General features: G+C 69.6%; 14 protein-coding genes. 9 read left to right on the top strand and 5 right to left on the bottom strand.

Going from position 1 to position 16,936, the window contains the following annotated elements; all coding sequences use genetic code 11:
• Positions 1-16 precede the first annotated feature (16 nt).
• The 3 genes from VKV26_05185 (at position 17) to VKV26_05175 (ending at position 5,633) form a co-directional block, all read left to right on the top strand.
• Positions 17-1,738: a DNA methyltransferase gene (locus VKV26_05185; GenBank protein ID HLZ69288.1), complete on the top strand. Its 1,722-nt coding sequence runs from the start codon at positions 17-19 to the stop codon at positions 1,736-1,738.
• Between the two features lie 362 nt (positions 1,739-2,100).
• Complete coding sequence (locus VKV26_05180) at positions 2,101-2,970, top strand: endonuclease domain-containing protein (protein HLZ69287.1); 870 nt, start codon at positions 2,101-2,103, stop codon at positions 2,968-2,970.
• Positions 2,910-5,633 carry a DEAD/DEAH box helicase family protein gene (locus VKV26_05175; protein ID HLZ69286.1) on the top strand — a complete coding sequence of 908 codons (2,724 nt, stop codon included), beginning with the start codon at positions 2,910-2,912 and terminating at the stop codon, positions 5,631-5,633. The genes VKV26_05180 and VKV26_05175 overlap by 61 nt, the downstream gene beginning before the upstream one ends.
• Positions 5,634-5,840: 207 nt before the next feature.
• Here VKV26_05175 and VKV26_05170 read toward each other — a convergent pair whose 3' ends face one another.
• Positions 5,841-6,779 carry an alpha/beta fold hydrolase gene (locus VKV26_05170; GenBank protein ID HLZ69285.1) on the bottom strand — a complete coding sequence of 313 codons (939 nt, stop codon included), beginning with the start codon at positions 6,777-6,779 and terminating at the stop codon, positions 5,841-5,843.
• A gap of 152 nt (positions 6,780-6,931) precedes the next feature.
• Here VKV26_05170 and VKV26_05165 point away from each other — a divergent pair, with 152 nt between their 5' ends.
• The 3 genes from VKV26_05165 (at position 6,932) to VKV26_05155 (ending at position 11,202) form a co-directional block, all read left to right on the top strand.
• Positions 6,932-8,818, top strand: a complete 1,887-nt coding sequence (locus VKV26_05165) for a GAF domain-containing sensor histidine kinase (protein ID HLZ69284.1) — start codon at positions 6,932-6,934, stop codon at positions 8,816-8,818.
• A gap of 433 nt (positions 8,819-9,251) precedes the next feature.
• Positions 9,252-10,550, top strand: coding sequence for an aromatic ring-hydroxylating dioxygenase subunit alpha (locus tag VKV26_05160; GenBank protein HLZ69283.1), 1,299 nt, complete (start codon positions 9,252-9,254; stop codon positions 10,548-10,550).
• Positions 10,551-10,689: 139 nt separating this feature from the next.
• Positions 10,690-11,202, top strand: a complete 513-nt coding sequence (locus VKV26_05155; protein HLZ69282.1) for a 3-phenylpropionate/cinnamic acid dioxygenase subunit beta — start codon at positions 10,690-10,692, stop codon at positions 11,200-11,202.
• A gap of 238 nt (positions 11,203-11,440) precedes the next feature.
• Here VKV26_05155 and VKV26_05150 read toward each other — a convergent pair whose 3' ends face one another.
• Positions 11,441-11,890 (bottom strand): hypothetical protein, encoded by a 450-nt coding sequence (locus VKV26_05150; GenBank protein HLZ69281.1) that lies wholly within the window; start codon positions 11,888-11,890, stop codon positions 11,441-11,443.
• Between the two features lie 138 nt (positions 11,891-12,028).
• Between VKV26_05150 and VKV26_05145 the strand changes: the two genes are divergently transcribed.
• The 3 genes from VKV26_05145 to VKV26_05135 all read left to right on the top strand — a co-directional run bounded on the left by VKV26_05145 (position 12,029) and on the right by VKV26_05135 (position 14,450).
• The gene (locus VKV26_05145) at positions 12,029-12,490 is read left to right on the top strand and encodes a DinB family protein (GenBank protein HLZ69280.1); all 462 of its coding nucleotides are present in this window, start codon (positions 12,029-12,031) and stop codon (positions 12,488-12,490) included.
• A gap of 96 nt (positions 12,491-12,586) precedes the next feature.
• The gene (locus tag VKV26_05140) at positions 12,587-13,540 is read left to right on the top strand and encodes a cyclase family protein (protein HLZ69279.1); all 954 of its coding nucleotides are present in this window, start codon (positions 12,587-12,589) and stop codon (positions 13,538-13,540) included.
• 304 nt (positions 13,541-13,844) lie between these two features.
• Positions 13,845-14,450, top strand: a complete 606-nt coding sequence (locus VKV26_05135; protein ID HLZ69278.1) for an FMN-binding negative transcriptional regulator — start codon at positions 13,845-13,847, stop codon at positions 14,448-14,450.
• Between the two features lie 50 nt (positions 14,451-14,500).
• Here VKV26_05135 and VKV26_05130 read toward each other — a convergent pair whose 3' ends face one another.
• From VKV26_05130 to VKV26_05120, 3 genes are all read right to left on the bottom strand, one after another.
• Entirely contained in the window at positions 14,501-15,598 is a 1,098-nt protein-coding gene (locus VKV26_05130; protein HLZ69277.1) for a phosphotransferase, read from the bottom strand.
• A 92-nt stretch (positions 15,599-15,690) separates the two neighbouring features.
• Positions 15,691-16,242: a Uma2 family endonuclease gene (locus VKV26_05125; protein HLZ69276.1), complete on the bottom strand. Its 552-nt coding sequence runs from the start codon at positions 16,240-16,242 to the stop codon at positions 15,691-15,693.
• A gap of 201 nt (positions 16,243-16,443) precedes the next feature.
• On the bottom strand, positions 16,444-16,698 hold the full coding sequence (locus VKV26_05120; GenBank protein HLZ69275.1) for a transposase: 255 nt from the start codon (positions 16,696-16,698) through the stop codon (positions 16,444-16,446).
• Between the last annotated feature and the right edge of the window lie 238 nt (positions 16,699-16,936).

The raw sequence follows: 16,936 nt of genomic DNA, 5'->3' as shown, positions 1-16,936 counted from the left end.
CGACAACAAGCTGGTGATGGCCTCGCTGTTGCAGGGCGACGCGGCCGCGGGGATCGAGCCGCTGGCGGGCACGGTCGACCTGATCTACATCGACCCGCCCTTCGACACCGGCGCCGACTTCAGCTTCCGCACGCAGATCGGGGATGAGGAGGTCGAGAAGGAGCCGGGAATCTTGGAGCATCTTGCGTACCGGGATACTTGGGGGGGGGGGGGTAAAACATCCTATCTTCAAATGCTTTACGACCGCCTCGTGGTCGCACGGGAGTTGCTGTCGGAAACCGGCAGTGTTTATGTTCACATCGGCCCACAAATAAACCATCTCGCTCGCTGCGTGCTCGATATGGTGTTCGGGGACGAGTACGACCAGCGTGAGATTATCTGGAAGCGCGTCGCCGCCCGAAGCCACGGTCGGTACTACCCGGCAACTCATGACTCCATACTGTTCTTTTCCAAGACCGAGAATCTGACATGGAATCAGCTATACGAACCACTTGACCCTTCCTACATCGCATCACACTATACGCTCCAAGATTCGAATGGCCGGCGTTTCATGGCGGACAATTGTCTCAATCAAAATCCGGATAGACCAAACCTGCGGTATGAGTGGCACGGACATATTCGGACTTGGCGATGGACTAAGGAGCGGATGCAGGAGCTGGACAAGGAAGGCCGCCTTTTATACACAAGTAGCGGGATGCCTCGTTACAAGCGGTATTTGGATGAATCGGAGGGTACGCCGCTTCAGTCCGTATGGACGGACATTCGCCCGCTAAACTCGCAAGCCAAAGAAGATACCGGCTACGACACCCAAAAGCCCGAGGCGCTGCTCGAACGGATCATCAAGGCGTCGTCCAACGAGGGCGATCTGGTCGCGGACTTCTTTCTCGGCTCGGGCACCACGGCGGCTGTGGCGCACAAGCTCGGCCGGCGCTGGATCGGCTGCGATTTGGGCCGCTTCGCGGTGCACACCTCGCGCAAGCGGCTGCTCGACCTCGGCGCGACGTTTGATGTCTACAACCTGGGCAAGTACGAACGCTCGCACTGGCAGGGCGTCACGCTGGGCGACCGGCTGCGCGCCTACGTCGATTTCATCCTCGCCCTCTACCGCGCCGAGCCGGCGCCCGGCTTCCGTCACCTGCACGGCAAGCGCGGCAGCCGCGCCGTGCACGTCGGCGCCGTCGATTCGCCCATCACCTTCGCCGAGCTGGCCGACGTGCTGGCCGAGTGCCGCGACACGCACACCAGCGCCGTCGACGTGCTCGGCTGGGAGTGGGAGATGGGCGTCAACGACCTGGCGCGCAAGCAGGCCGAGGCGGACGGCGTCGATCTGCGCTGCTACCAGATCCCCAACGACGTGATGGACCGGCGCGCCAAGCAGGCCGACGTGCGCTTCTACAGCCTCGCCTATCTCGAAGCCGCGGCGCGCGTCGTCGCCCCGCGCAGCGTGCAGATCGCGCTCACCGATTTCGTGATCCCCGACCTGGACCTGGTGCCCGCCGCCGTGCGCGAGAAGGTGACGCGCTGGTCGGACTACATCGACTACTGGGCCGTGGACTTCGACTATCACGACGACACCTTCTGCAACGGCTGGCAGGCGTTCCGCACGCGCGCCCGCCGCACGCTGGACACGGTCAGCGCCGCGCACACGTATCCCGCGCCCGGCCGCTACACCGTGCTGGTGAAAGTGGTGGACGTCTTCGGCATCGACTCGACGCGGCGGCTGGAGGTCAGCGTTTAATGCCCTCGGCCCATCGGCCCTCACCCCCGGCCCCTCTCCCAATCCTGGGAGAGGGGAGCTTGGAGCCGGTGGGGTTGGAGGCTGAAGGCGTGGCTGGGGTGGCGCGGCAGCTTCGCTGCGCGTGGGGCGGAGGGCTGGGAACGGTTCGCACGAGCGGAGCAGCCCTGCGCAACGGCGACGAACGTCCGATTGTGATAGAGGAGACCCCGGCGCCCAGCCGTAGGAGCCGGCGCCGTGTCGCCCTTCCGCGCAAAGCGCCGGAACCAAAGCCGGACTAACCCGACGCCGCCCCGCACAAGCACCGCCGGATCGCCCCTCCTCTTCTCCCAGGATTGGGAGAAGGAGAGGGGAAGGGGGAGAGGATGAGGGCCGAACGCGTCCGCGGCGTCTCGCCCGAGCTGGCCGAGGCCGCGCGCCGGCTGCGGCAGGAAGCGACGCCGGCGGAGCGCGTGCTCTGGCAGGCGCTGCGCGGCGGCCGGCTGGCCGGTCTCAAGTTCCGCCGCCAGCACGCCGTCGGCCCCTTCGTGCTCGACTTCTTCTGCCCGAAGCACAAGCTCGTCGTCGAAGTCGACGGCGCCGTGCACAACACGCCCGATCAGCGCGATCGCGACGCCGGCCGCGACGAGCGCTTGCAGCAGGTGGGCTACCGCGTGCTGCGCCTGCGCAACGCGGAGGTGCTGGGCGATTTAGATCGGGCGTTGGGGAGGATTGCGGAGGCCGTTCGGCCCTCACCCCCTGACCCCCTCTCCCAATCCTGGGAGAGGGGGGACTCAGTGCGATCGTTCGGGGCTGAAGGCGCGGGAGTTGCGCCACGGACGCGAGGGCGGCAAACGAGCCTGACCCGACGGGGGGACTCAGCGCGATCTTCCGCGGCTGAAGGCGCGGGTGTTGCGCCGCCTCGGCCGGCGCGGCGGTCAAGAGCGGCGCCCCGCGCGGCACAGCCAGACGCGCCAACGGCGCCGTCCACCCCGGCGGCGCCGCAATCCGCGCCCAACGCCGCGCACCGCGCCGCCCGCCCGCCAAAGCCAGACGCGCCAAAGGCGCCGTCACCGCGCCCCGCTAACCCGACCAAATCCCGCGCCAGCACCCCAGGATCGCCCCCTTCCTCTCCCAGGATTGGGAGAGGAAGGGGGAAGGGGGATAGCGAGGGCCGAAGGGCCGAAGACACGCCATGCCAAGAACAGCAACCCGCGCCCGCCCCACCCGCATCGCCGAGACGCAGCTCTCGATGATCGCCGCCGGTCCGCTGCTGGAGGCGGGCAGCGTCGATCCCTACGCCGTGCCCGGCGCCAACCAGCGCCAGCCCAGCGCCGCCCTGCTCGTGCCCGGCCTGCGCGCCGCCGTCAACGCCTGGCGCGCCGACGACTATCCCGGCCTCAGCGAAACCACGCGCCGCCTGTTCAGCTTCTGGTTCGAGGACGAGCACAAGCTGCGCGACGGCGGCGCCTTCCGCTACTACTTCGGCCAGCGCGAGGCGATCGAGACGATCGTCTACTGCTGTGAAGTCGCTGCCGCGCGCAGCTTCCGCGCCCTGCTGGAGCGTGACGAGGAGAACGTTGTCACCAGCTACGATCGCTATCAAAACCTGCAGCAGTACCGCCGCGCCGACATGGGGCCGGGCACCGAGCAGCCCTACGACCCCAACGCGGACCGCTTCCCGCGCTATCTCTGCAAGCTCGCCACCGGCGGCGGCAAGACCAAGGTCATGGCGCTGGCGATCGTCTGGTCCTACTTCCACAAGCTCTACGAGCCCGACTCGCCGCTGGCGCGCAACTTCGTGCTGATCGCGCCCAACCTGATCGTCTTCGAGCGGCTGCGCACAGACTTCGGTTCCGGCCGCATCTTCGTGCAAGACCCGCTGATTCCGCCCGAATGGCGCCCCGACTTCGATCTGCAGGTCGTCTTGCAGGACGAGGCGGCGCCGCCCTCGGCCACCGGCACGCTCTACCTCAGCAACGTGCAGCGGCTCTACGAGGAGAAGGCGCAAGATGAGTCCAACCCGGTCGAGGCGTTGCTGCCGCCGCCCGTGCGCCGCGACCTGCGCGCCGGCTCGGCCGAAGAACTGATCGAGCGCGTCGGCCGGCACGACGACCTGATCGTGCTCAACGACGAGGCGCACCACGTCCACGACGAGAAGCTCGCCTGGAGCCGCGTGATCGCCGGCCTGCACGAGCGGCTGACGGCGCGCGGGCTGCCGGGGCTGGCGGCGCAGCTCGACTTCAGCGCCACGCCCAAGCACAACGACGGCGCCCTGTTCGAGTGGATCGTCAGCGACTACTCGTTGGCCGACGCGATCGCCGCCGGCATCGTCAAGCAGCCGCTGCTGGGCGAGCTGAGCGACCCGCACGAAATCCCCAGCGACAACGCCGCCGTGACCTACCGCCAGTGGATCGACGCGGGCGTGGCGCGGCTCAAGCAGTACGAGGAGGTGCACGAGCGCGCCGGCAAACAGCCGCTGCTGTTTGTGATGGCCGCCGACACCGCCGCCGCCGACCAGATCGCCGCCTACCTCGAGTCGCTCGACGGCTTCGCCGGCCGCGTGCTCACGATTCACACCAACCGCCAGGGAGAGGTGTCTGAGTCGGCCAGCGGCAAGGCGGCCAAAGAGGAGCTGGAGCGGCTGCGCAAGGCCAGCCGCGAGGTCGATTCCGACGAGAACCCGTATCGGGCCATCGTCTCCGTGCTGATGCTGCGCGAGGGCTGGGACGTGCGCAACGTCACCGTCGTTGTCGGCCTGCGCCCGTTCAAGGCCGAGAGCCGCATCCTGCCCGAGCAGACGATCGGCCGCGGCCTGCGGCTGATGTACCCCGGCCAGCCCGGCGCCCGCGAGCAGGTCGATATCCTCGGCACGGAGGCGTTCGAGAGCTTCGTCAAGCAGCTCAAGCAGAGCGACAACGTCGAGTTCAAGAGCCGCCGCATCGATACACCGCTGGAGGGCCGCACGATCGCGGTCTTGGCGGCGCGCATCGCGGCGTACGACATCAGCGTGCCGCAGCTTTCGAACCTGCTGCGCCGCTCGGAGGAGCAGATCGGCCGCATCGACGTCACGGCGCTGGAGGGCAGGCGGCTGGAGCTTGAGGACACGATCCCGGACGAGACGCTGCGCTACACCCTGCGCGACGTGCTCACCAGGCGCGTGCAGGAGGAGTTCGACCTGGAGTTGCCGCTGCCCACCAACTCGCAGGGCATCCTCTGGTTCTACACTCGCTGGATCCAGCGCGAGGCGCGCGTGCCGCAGGCGCTGTTCGACACGCTGGTGGGCCTGGTCAAGCGCTATCTCAGCGCCGTCGCCTTCGGCCGCGCCGTGGACCTGGACGATCCGCGCGTCTTCTGGCGGCTGATGCGCGACGATGCCCGCGCCGCCGTGGTCGGGCCGTTTGTCAGCGCGATCAACCGCGTGGTGCGCGAGGAGACGCGGGTCGAGCTGCGCGGCGAGGCGCTGCGCGTTGCAGAGACGCGGGCCTTCGTCTGGGGCAAGGAGGTCTGCGAGGGGCGCAAGACCGTCTTCAACCTGGTGCCGGTGGACAGCGCTCTGGAAGCGGCGCTGGTCGAGTTCATGGACGAGGCGCCAGATGTGGCGGCCTACGCCAAGAACGCCAAAAAGCTCTTGACGATCGACTACCAGAGCGCCAGGGGCCACTTCCGCCTCTACGAGCCGGACTTCGTGGTGAGGCTCACGAACGGCGAACACTGGCTGGTGGAAACGAAGGGGCTCGAAGACCTCGAAGTAGCGCTGAAAGACGCCCGCGCCCGCACCTGGTGCCGCGACGCCAGCGAACTGACCGCACACAGCGCGGCGCCGCAGCGCTGGCAGTACAGCAAGATCATGGAGGCAACGTTCTACAGCCACCGCGGCCGCACCTTCGACAGCCTCGTGCGCTACGCCGGGCAGTGAGAGGGCGTGCGGCGCCTTCGGCCCTCATCCCCCTTACCCCTTCTCCCAATCGTCCAGATTGCGCGAAGCGCGATGTCAATGGCGAAGGGGCGATCCTGCTGGAGAAGTTCCGAGGGTGGGTCGGGTTAGCCGGTCGTGGTGTGTCGCGCCGGCCGGCGTGAGCTGCGTACGCCGAGCGCCCGTCCAATGGCCCACAAGGCCGCGCCTTCAGCCTCCGCGCGCCGAGCTGAGTCCCCCCTCGCCCAGGCTTGGGAGAGGGGCCGGGGGTGAGGGCCGGGCCGCCACGCCCAGCCAGCCGCGCATCGCCGCGATCACCTGCGGCATGCAGCCCGTGTACACGTGATCGGCGCCCTCGATGCCCACGACGATCAGGTTCGTGCACTGCCGCGCCAGCTCCGGCGCCGCGGCCACCGTCGCGCTCACGGCCGAGCCGTCGTTTGCCTCCAGCGAGCCGTAGAGCAGCAGCGCCGGGCAGTGCACCGCCGGAAAGTGCCGCACCACGTCGTAGCGGTCTTCCGGGCCGTACTTCTTCAGATACTGCGCGGCGGCGAAGTAGCCGGCGATCGGCGCCTGCACGCGCAGCAGCGTCTCGCCGCGGCCGGCATCGACAAGCGCCTGCGCCTCGGCCAGCGTCTCGCGGAACTGCGCCCCGTTCGCAGCCGCCAGCAGCGTGGCGTGGCAAAAGCGCGGCGGCGAGAGCGCGATCAGGCAGGCAGCCTCGCTCGTGGCGGCCTGCGTCAGCACGGCCTTGACCGCGCCCAGGCTGTGGCCGGCGAGCCCAACGCGCTGGTGGCCCCGCGCCCTGAGGAAGCGCAGACCCGCGTCAAGGTCGAGCCGCGCCTCGTCCAGATCCTCGAGGGCGACGCCGCCCAGGCGCGGCCCGTCGGCGTGCGCCGTGCGGCTGATGATATCGTGGCCGCGCGTGCTCAGCGCCAGCACCGCCACGCCGGCCGTCGCCAGCCCTTCCGCCAGCGCCCGCTGCACGGGCGAGAAGGCGTTCCCGCCGGCGCCGTGCGCCAGCACGCAGGCGTCGGCGAGCGCCGGCGGCTCGCCCAGGGCCGGCCAGTAGGCCCCGTCCAGCAGGCAGTCGTCGTCCGTGCGCACGCTCACCAGGTCCACCAGCATCGCCGCCCTCCGCTCAGCCATCGTCGCTGCCGCAGAGCATAACGCAGCCGGCGCCCGCGGCGCGTCAGATCCGCACGATCTGACCGGCGCGGGCGGCGCTTGTGGTGCGGCTGCGAGAGAATTGCCGCGCGAACCGCTTGTCCGCGGGCGCCGCGCGGACAAGACTGGAAACCATGAACGCGCGCGAGGGGCACGCTCCGCGCTCTGGTCGCGCCACGGCCGGCGTGGCGCTGCGCCCGAAGCCGTCCGGCGCCGCGGCGCTGACCGGTTATCTGGACGCGGTGCGCGCCATCGCCGAGGCTGCCTCCGGCGACCCGGCCGCACTCGATCCGGCCGCCGTCGCGGTCGAGGCGGCGCGGGTGCTGGCCGGCATCACCAGTCTCTCGGCCTGCTGCATCTACCTGGCCGATCGCCAGGCGGGCCTGGCGCGCTGCCTGGCCCAGAGCGGCTATCCGTCCGCCTTCATGGAACGCTACGAGCAGCTCGCGCTGGACGGCCGCTCGCTCACCGCCGTGGCGCTGCGCACGGGCGAGCCGCAGTATTCCGGCGCCTCGCCTCCCGGTGAGACCGCGCGCGAGATCATGGCGCTGATCGGCGCCAACACCTTCATCATCGTGCCGTTTCACAGCGGCGGCCGGGTCAGCGGCACGGTCAACATGGCCGGTGTGCGCGCCGCCGCGCCGCCGGCCGCGGAGGTCGCCCTGCTGCAGATCGTGGCCGAGCAGATCGGCCACGCGGTGGTGGCGGCGCGGCTGCATCGCGAGAGCGCCGCGGCCGGCGAGCGCGCCCGCTTTCTGGCCGAGGTCAGCCGCAGCTTCAACGCCACCCTCGAGCTGGCCGGCGTGCTCGAGGCCGTCTGCCGCCGCGCCGTCGGCGTGCTGGGCGACTGGTGCGTGATCTACCTGCGCGACGAGGTGCGCGAGCTGGTTGAGATGCGCGCCGTGCAGCACCGCGAACCGGCGCGGGCCGAGATCGTGCGCCGCGTCTTCGCCGCGCGGCCGATCAAGGTCGGCGAAGGGGTGGCCGGCACCGTGATCCTCAGCGGCGAGCCGCGCGTCTTCCGCGCCTTCGGCGAGGAGCAGATCCGCGCCCTCGCCCCGCGCGACGATGAAGCCTACATGAAGGAGCTGCGCCAGGTCCGCTCCTGGGCCTGCCTGCCGCTGATGCAGCGCGGCCACGGCCTCGGCGCGATCGTGATCGCCCGCACCGACCGCGAGCTGGACGACGACGACCTGGAGTTCGCCGGCGCTTTCGCCGGCATCGCCGCCGGCGCGATCGCCAACGCCCGCCTGTTTGAAGCCGAGCGCACGTTGCGCCGCGTGGCCGAGATCCAGCAGGCCGAGCTGGCCGCCGCCGACCGGCAGAAGGATGAGTTCCTCTCCGTCGCCTCGCACGAGCTGCGCACGCCGCTCACCTCCGCCCAGGGCTTCGCCCAGGTGCTGCTGCGCCGCCTGCGCCGGCAGACGGAGCCGGACTCCGGCCTGATGGAGGGTCTCGGGGTGATGGAGGGGCAGTTGCGCCGTATCGGCGGGCTGCTGAACGACCTGCTCGACTTCACCCGTATCCAGACCGGCTCGCTGCCCTTGCGCCCCGTGACCACGGACCTCGTCGCGCTGACACGGGCCGTGGTCGAGCACGTCCGCCTGGCGCCCGGCGGCGATCGCATTGCGCTTTCGGCGCCGGAGGCGCCGGTGGCCGGCGTGTGGGATCCGCAGCGCGTCGAGCAGATCATCGTCAACCTGCTGGAGAACGCGCTCAAGTACAGCCCCGGCGGCGGCCCGGTGGAGGTGAGCGTGCGGGCGGAAGATGGCCAGGCGCTGCTCCGCGTGCGTGACCACGGCCTGGGTGTGCCCGCAGCCTCGCTGGGGCGGCTGTTCCAGCGCTTCTACCGCGTGCCGGACGAGCAGCACCGCCAGATCAGCGGCATCGGCGTCGGCCTCTACATCAGCCGCACGATCGCCGAGCAGCACGGCGGCACGCTCACAGTCGAGCAGCCCAACGGCCCCGGCGTGCGCTTTGTGCTGCGCCTGCCGCTCGCCCCACCCGCTCAGCCGGAGTAGCTTCCGGTTGTACGGCTATACCCGGTTGCCGGTCCGGCCCCGTGGCCATCCGACGTCGATCCGTTACCGTTCGTTCACGACATTGCAACCTGCAGGGCTGAGCCGCGGCCGTCTCTCCGACGATATACAGGTAGGCGGCCGGTGGTGTTTTCACATTCCACATCCACGGCACGCCGTCGCAGGGCTTTTGCGTCGGTCCCTTTTGCTGAGCTTGCGTCCGTGCGCGTCGGACGGGCGCCCGCCGCTCACCGCCTGCGTGTCCTGGCTGCACCCTGGGTAACCCTGCGACGGCCTGCCGGGAGATCCCACAGCGAACCTGCCTCACGCGGCCCGCCGCTCGCCTTGACGCGCCAGCGGTCCGACCATAGGCTACGGCGCAGAGTTTTCCGCAGATTCGGCGGCGGCGCACGGCAGCGCAGGAGGCATGGTTCACATGGCCGCAGCGACGAACGGCTTCGCCTCTGGGTACGACTTCAACGACCTGGTGCAGCCCGAGCAGGGTCTGATCAGCCGGCGCATCTTCGTCGAGGATGAGGTCTACCAGCTCGAGCTGGCGAAGATCTTCGCCAGGTGCTGGCTCTTTCTCTGCCACGAAAGCCAGATTCCCAACCCCGGCGACTTCTTCAGCGCCTACATGGGCGAAGACCCGGTGCTGGTCACGCGCGGCAAGGACGGCAAGGTGCGCGCCTTCCTCAACTCCTGCCGCCACCGCGGCATGCGCGTCTGCCGCGCCGACGCCGGCAACGCCGCCGCCTTCACCTGCGCCTATCACGCCTGGACCTACGCCGGCGACGGCCGCCTGATCGGCGTGCCCAACCACGCCGACGCCTACTACGGCGACCTGGACAAAGAGCAGTGGGGGCTGGTGCCCGTGCCGCGGCTGGAGCGCTATGCCGGCCTGATCTTCGGCGCCTGGGACGCCAACGCGGTGACGCTGGAGGAGTACATCGGCGACTTCGCCTACTACCTCGACCTCTGCTTCAACCGCCGGCCCGGCGGCGTCGAGTTCGTGCCCGGCACGCACAAGTGGCAGATGCCCTGCAACTGGAAGTTCGCCGCCGACAACTTTGTCGGCGACATGTACCACGCACCCTTCAGCCACGGCTCGGCGCTGCGCGTGCGCGCGGAGGCGGAAGGGCTGAACGGGCCAGCCGCCCGGCTCACGCAGCCGCCGATGATGCAGGTCAGCGCCGGCGGCGGTCACGGCATGGGTGTAACGCTGCTGGACGACCCGGAGGGCCGCCAGTTCCCGCAGCGGCCGGCTATGCAGGAGTACATGGACAGCATCCGCCCGGAGGTCGAGGCGCACCTGGGCCCCGAGCGGGCGCACAAGCTGTCCACGGTGCACGCTACGCTGTTTCCCAACTTCTCCTTCCTTGGCAGCGGCACGGTGCGCGTCTGGCAGCCGAAGGGGCCGGAGAAGATGGAGATCTGGGCCTGGGTCTACGTCGACAAGGACGCGCCGGAGCGAATCAAGCAGATGGTGCGCCGGCAGAGCGCCTACAACTTCAATCCTTCCGGCATGTTCGAGCAGGACGACGGCGAAAACTGGAACCAGTGCACCGCCTCCAGCCGCGGCTACATCGCCCGGCAGTATCCCTTCAATTACCAGATGGGGCTGGGCCACGAGCGGGCGATGGAGGAGTATCCCGGCCGGCGCGGCGCCAACTTCGCCGAGATCAACCAGCGCGGCTACTACGCCCGCTGGCGCGAGCTGATGACCGCGGAGTGATAGCGGGCTGGTGAGGCCGCCGGCATCTGATCGCGGCCGTTCGTGAACGGCCCGTCGCGGCGCCGGCCGCGCCCCGGCAGCGCGCAAGCGCCAGGTCAACCCCAGCAGACGCCGGCGCGCGAGAGGAGAGTGCGGCGCGATGACGATCGTGGCCCCGGACCTGCTGCGCGAAGTCGAGCAGTTTCTCTACCACGAGGCGCGGTTGCTGGACGAGCGGCGCTTTCATGCGTGGATCGAGCTGTTCACCGAGGACATCCACTACTGGATGCCCACGCGCAGCAACCGTTACCTCAACGATCTCGACAACGAGCTGTCGAAGCCGGACGAGCTGGCCTACTTCGACGACAACCTGACGATGCTGCGCGGCCGCGTGGCGCGGCTCGATACCGGCATGGCCTGGGCCGAAGACCCGCCCTCGCGCACGATCCACAACGTCAATAATGTGCAGATCGATGCCGTGGAAGGCGATGAGCTCAAGGTTCACTGCACCTTCGTGATCCACCGCGGCCGCAACGAGACGGAGCAGGACCTGTTCATCGGCTACCGCGACGACGTGCTGCGCCGCGTGGACGGCGCCTTCAAGATCGCCCGCCGTACGATCGTGCTGGGACAGAACGTGGTCAGCGCCAAGAACCTCAGCATCTTCTTCTAGAGGGCGGAGGGCGCAGGGCGTGGGGCGGAGGGAGCTTCCCGCCCTCCTCCAACCTGCGAACGACAATCGGCTCTCTCGTTGGGTGCTGGGGCGCCCCCTCACGGCTGCGCGCCAGCGAGTGCGAATCAACGCCGCCTCTTTGCGCGGGCGGGGCGTGGCAGCAGGCGCAAGGGCGAACCGGCAAGGCTGGGAGCAGGGCGTGGAAGGGCCGCTGGACCTGCCCGCTGCGCCCTACGCCCTACGCCCTACGCCCTGCGCCCTCGTGCAGGGCCGAGACCGTGGCCGTGGGCGGCGGGCGCAGCGGCCGCTGGCCGCCCATCTCTTCGAGCGCTGCTGCTGAACGGCGCTCGCTGCTGCTCGTCGCCTCCGTCAGCTCGGCGAAGAGGAAGCGACCGCCCCACTCGGTCTGGACGCCGATGGCGCGGCCCCAGGGAAACGGCGCGTCCAGCAGCACGTCGATGCGCAGGCCGTCCAGCTCGCGCCAGCGGGCGGCGCCGCAGGCGTGCAGCAGGCGCAGCGCAAACTCCTCGCCGTAGCGGCGGTTGGCGTGCGGGTCGGCGCCGTTGAGCAGGTTGCCGCCGATGCCGCGGATCGCGCCGCCGAAGTCCACCAGCAGGAAGGACACCAGGATCTCGTCGCTCCAGTAGCCGAGATAGGTGTCCACGATCTGCGCCGGTCGGCTTTCCATCGCACGGCACTCCAGACCGCTCTCTTCCGGCGTTGCGCGCCGGCTTGCAGGGAGGATCGCCGGTCGCTCACCGGCCGTCAACCGGGCGGGACGCTATACTCGCGCGGGTGAAGCGTGACGAGCGCACAGGAGGAAGCAATGACGAGCACACCGAACCGTGAGGCGCTGATCGCCGATCTCGACGCCGCCGTGCAGGAGACGTTGGCCTGGTTCGCGGGGCCGGGCGAGCATTCGGCGGCGCGGATCGACCGCTGGGGCGCCCGCGACGTGCTGGCCCACCTGCCCTACTGGCACGACGCGACCGCCTGGGGCATCGCCTCGGCCGCGCACGGCGGCCCGCCCTGGCTGATCTCCGGCACCGCCGACGAGGTCAACGACGCCGCGCTGCGCACCCGCGCCGGTGAGAGCGCCGCGGAGATCACCGCGCAACTGCGCCAGGCCACGGCACGGCTGCTGCGCGTGGCGCGCGAGGCGCCGGACCTCGACACCGTGGTCTTCCGCTTCACGGACGGCCGCACGCTCAGCGCCGGCCAGCGGCTGGAGATGATCGCCCGCCACTGGCGCGGCCACCTGCAGCAGTTGCAGGAAGCCGGCAGATGATCGTCGGCCTCAGCAACGTCCGGCCGCCTTGCCAGCCAGGGTCGCCCGTGCCTAGCATGTGCCCCGTCCGACTGACACAGGGGCGGGAGGCGCACCGTGACGACGAAGACCTGGACGCTGCAAACCGTGCTGGAGGAGGGCCGCCGGCTGCGCAACTGGGGCCGCTGGGGCGCCGATGACGAGGTTGGTACGCTCAACTTCATCACGCCGCAGAAGATTACCGCGGCCGCGGCGCTGGTGCGGCAGGGCAAGGTCATTTCCTGCGCCCTGCCCTACGACGCCGACGGTCCCCAGCGCGGCGGCCGCCGCTTCAACCCGATTCACCTGATGCTGGCCAGCGGCGCCGACGCCGCGGCCGGCGCCCAGGACCGCATCCCCGGCCTGCGCTACGCCGACGACGTGATCACGATGCCGCTGCAGTGCGGCACGCAGTGGGACGCCCTCTCGCACATCTTCGTCGAGGGCAAGACCTACAACGGCCGCGACATGGCGCTCGTCCACTCCGGCGGCGCCACGGTGAACGGCATCGAGAAGGTCGCGGGCAAGGTCGCCACGCGCGGCGTGCTGCTCGACATGCCGCGCTACAAGAGCGTGGACTGGCTGGAGCCGGGCACGCCGATCACCAGCGACGACCTGCTCGGCTGCGCCCACTATGCCGGCGTCACGCTGGGCAGCGGCGACGCGCTGCTGGTGCGCACGGGCCAGATGGCGCAGTGCCGGGCGCAGGGCGGCTGGGGCATGTACGCCGGCGGCGACGCGCCGGGCCTCTGCCTGGAGACGGCGCAGTTCCTGCACGACGCGGAGATCGCCTGCGTGGCGACGGATACCTGGGGCATGGAGGTGCGGCCGAACGAGACGCCGGATTGCTTCCAGCCGCTGCACCTGGTCCTGATCGCCTACATGGGCATGCTGGTGGGTGAGATCTTCGATTTCGAAGCGCTGGCCGCCGACTCTGCCTCCGACGGCGTCTACGAGTTCCTGTTCGTGGCGCCGCCGCTGCCGTTCACCGGCGCCGTCGGCTCGCCGCTCAACGCCTACGCGCTCAAGTAGGGAACAGGGAACAGGAAACAGGAATGTAAGGGCTACCATCAGGGCTGCAAAGCTGCCGGCTGCGTTGCGTTGCGTCCTCAACGGTGCGCGAGGAACACGCCGAGCGTCTTGCGCTTCACTGCTGCGCCCTATGCCCTGCGCCCTGCCCCCTCTATTCCCTGTTCCGTATCCCGGCCATTGGCCCAGCGCTATGAGACAGTATTGGCTCTGTCAGTAGGCCATTGTGGCTGCTACGCTCGCGGCAGACGGCCGTGACCACCCTGTCGCCTGTAACCTGTCACCGATTTGGCCACGGAGGCCGGCAATGTATCGCTCGGAGCGCTATCTGGTCGAGGACGAGACGACGATCGAGGCGTTTGTCGCCGGGCAGCGGCACGGCCAGCTGATCGCCACACCGCCCGACGGCTTCCCGCAGGTCAGCTTCCTGCCCTTCGTCAAGCAGGGCGAGACGATCGAGCTGCACGCCGTGCAGGAAGACCCCGTCTTCCGGGCGCTGCAGGCAAACCCGTACGCCACCTTCCTCGTCTCCGACTTCCTCGCCTTCTCGCGCCACGATTGGGTGGACCCGGCCGACGCCGGCCGCGCCACGCTCAACTTCCGCGCCGTGCAGTATTTCTGCGCCGCCGAAACCTGCACTGACCCGGCCGAAGTCGCGCGGACGCTGGCCGCACTGGTACGGACGTACGAGCCCGGCGCAAGCTACACGCCGATCGAAGACGGCACGTTCTACGGTCCGCGCCTGCGCCGGCTGGGCGTGGCGCGGCTGAAGATCCTGCGGCGCGAGGTCAAGTTCAAGACCGGCCCCGCCGGCCCAGCCGAGCTGCGGCGCCACGTGGCGGCGCAGCTGCGCGAGCGCGGCGAACCCGGCGACGCCCGCGCCGCCGAGGTGATCGAGCACTACGCAAGGTAGGTGACCGTGGGGATCGCGGGCGGACCAACCCGTAACCTGTAACCAGTCACTTACCCGAGCAGTTCGCCGGCCTGCCAGTCGAGGATGGCGGCGGCGCTGCGCTGCATCATCGCGCGGGCCAGCGCCACGCCCCGCGCGTTTGAGAGATCTGCCAGCCCGCCGCCCATCACCGGATAGGCGAAGCAGAACAGCGCCGTCCAGCGGTAGTCGCTGATCAGGTCGCCGAAGCTGTAGTCCTGCACGCCGCCCTCGCGCAGCGTGCGGTGGTAGAGCCCCAGCAGCTCCAGCTCGTGCGCCCGGCGCAGCGGCACGTCGAGGCTTTGCGTGAGGAAGTAGCCGACATCGTACGTGCCCACGGCGCGCACGGCGATCTGCCAGTCGATCACGCGTAACGGCGGCTGCCCCGGCCGCGCGCCGAAAAAGAAGTTGTCGGCGCGATAGTCGCCGTGGCAGAGCGTTTTCGGACCGGCGCAGAAGCGATCGAGAATCGCGTTCACGTTCTGGCCCAGCCGCTCGCCGATGGCAAGCAGCTCGGGCGGCGTCTCCGCGCCGAAGCGCTCCACGAATGCTGGCCAGGCCAGCGGGTAGAGCGTGAGGCCCGCCTTGTTGATCGGGCTGCCCGCGTCGGGCACCCAGTCGATCTCGTCCAGCATGGGGCTGTTCCACCAGGCGGCGTGCACCTTTGCCAGCTCGCGCAGCAGCAGCGCCGCCTCTTCGACCGTGCAGCCGGCGAGCTGATCGCCGAGGCGGGCGGCGCCGAGGTCTTCCAGCAGCAGCACGAAGTCGCCGGAGGCTTCTTCCAGGGCGCTGTACCAGCAGGCGGGCGCGGGCAGCGAGACGCGCGCGGCCAGCTCGCGGTAGAAGCGCACCTCCTTGGCGTAGAAGCCGAAGGCGTTCGCCATACCTTTCGTCTGCTCGTCGCCGGAGGGGATCTTGGCGATCAGCGTGGCGGGCACGCCGGCCGGTGCGCCGTCGTACGTGAGCGAGAGCCGTGCGAGCTGGCAGAGCAGCCCCACCCCCTGCCCCACCGGCTCGCTGGCGACGGCCACGACACTGCCGCGCGGCAGCACGCCGCCCTCGCGCAGGGCATCGGTGAGAAAGGCGGGCGTCAGCGCCTCGATCGAGCGGGGCAGGGCGGCGGTGGTCATGGGCGAGCATCTCCTGTGCGCGTGCGCCAGGCGGCGCATGCCGGTTGAGCGCACACTCTAGCACGCGGCCGCCATAGGGACGATGTGGCTCCTCAGGCAAACAGGGCTGCAAGGCTGATGCGTACGCCGGGCAGGGAGATGGGCTCGACCACGGCATCGCCGGCGTAATGGGTTTCGGTGTAGCTGCCGTCGGTCTGCCGGCGCCAGGCGATCAGCGTGCGCTCGTAGGGATGTAAGCGCCAGATCTCCCGATCGCCGCGCTCGCGGTAGCCGGGCAGCTTCGTCTCCATGTCGTAATTGCCGGTCGAGGGCGACCAGATCTCAACCACCAGCGGCAGCGGCTCGTCCAGCACGGCCAGCTCGCGCGGTCGCTCGCGCCGGATGCGCTGCTCAAGCGCGACCGGAATCACGCAGAGATCTGGGACAAAATAGCTGGTGGCGGAAATGCGCAGGCGCGCGGTCTGGCTCACCAAGAACTGCCGCTCGTCGAGCTGTCGCACGAAGAAGGTATTCAGCCGCCAGCTTGATCCGTCGTGCTCGATCGTCATCGGCGGCTTTTGCCTGAGTTGCCCGCAGACCAGCTCCCACTGTCCATCCGCATCCTCCAACGCCACCCGCGCGTAGGTTTCGTAGCTGATCGACATTGCCTGCTCCCGCGGGCGCCCGCACGGCCGCGCACCCTCTGCGCTTCGAGTATAGACGAGGCGTACGGCGGCGTTGGGCGCTGGGCGATCCCCAGCCCGCTGTACATGGCGGCGCGCCGTGCGTTCCTACATTCCTATTCCCTAATCCCTATTCCCTGTCCTCTCGCTCACACGCCGAGCCACCAGCGCACGCCGGTGGGCTTATAGACGCGGCCGTGCCTGCCGGCGCGCCGCAATACCGTATGGTGGCGGGCGCAGATCGGCAGCACCGCGGTGGATCACCAGCGGCCCCAGCGCTTGCTCGCTGCTGTTGTTGGTCGGCGGCACCGCCGGGTCGTGCAGGAACGTCCACAGCCCCGCCCGATGCACCAGGAAGCGGGTCTGCAGGCCGTAGCTCTCGCCCATGCGGAGCCGCTCGCCGAGCAGCGCGTCGCCCTCCGCCTCGATCGCGGCCACGTCGGCGACAAACGCCTGATTGGTGACTCGGTCGTTTGGGTGTGGGTTACGCAGATGGATAGCGCGCAGGAGCAGGGCAGCGAACTGTACCGCCTAGTGCCGCGTTGCTCAATGGAAGCGGCGATACGTCAGGCGTGACGTGACCCGGCAGTGGGGGGTGTCATGCCCCAGTTGCTCACTGCTCGCCCTGCCAAGGATGAAGGCGAAGCACGCCACGTGCGCAAGCTGGCGGCCAGGC

The sequence above is a fragment of the Dehalococcoidia bacterium genome, from assembly GCA_035310145.1.
GTDB lineage: Bacteria > Chloroflexota > Dehalococcoidia > CAUJGQ01 > CAUJGQ01 > CALFMN01.
Note: the sequence above shows the minus strand (reverse complement) of the source record. Positions and strands in the feature narration are given on the sequence as shown.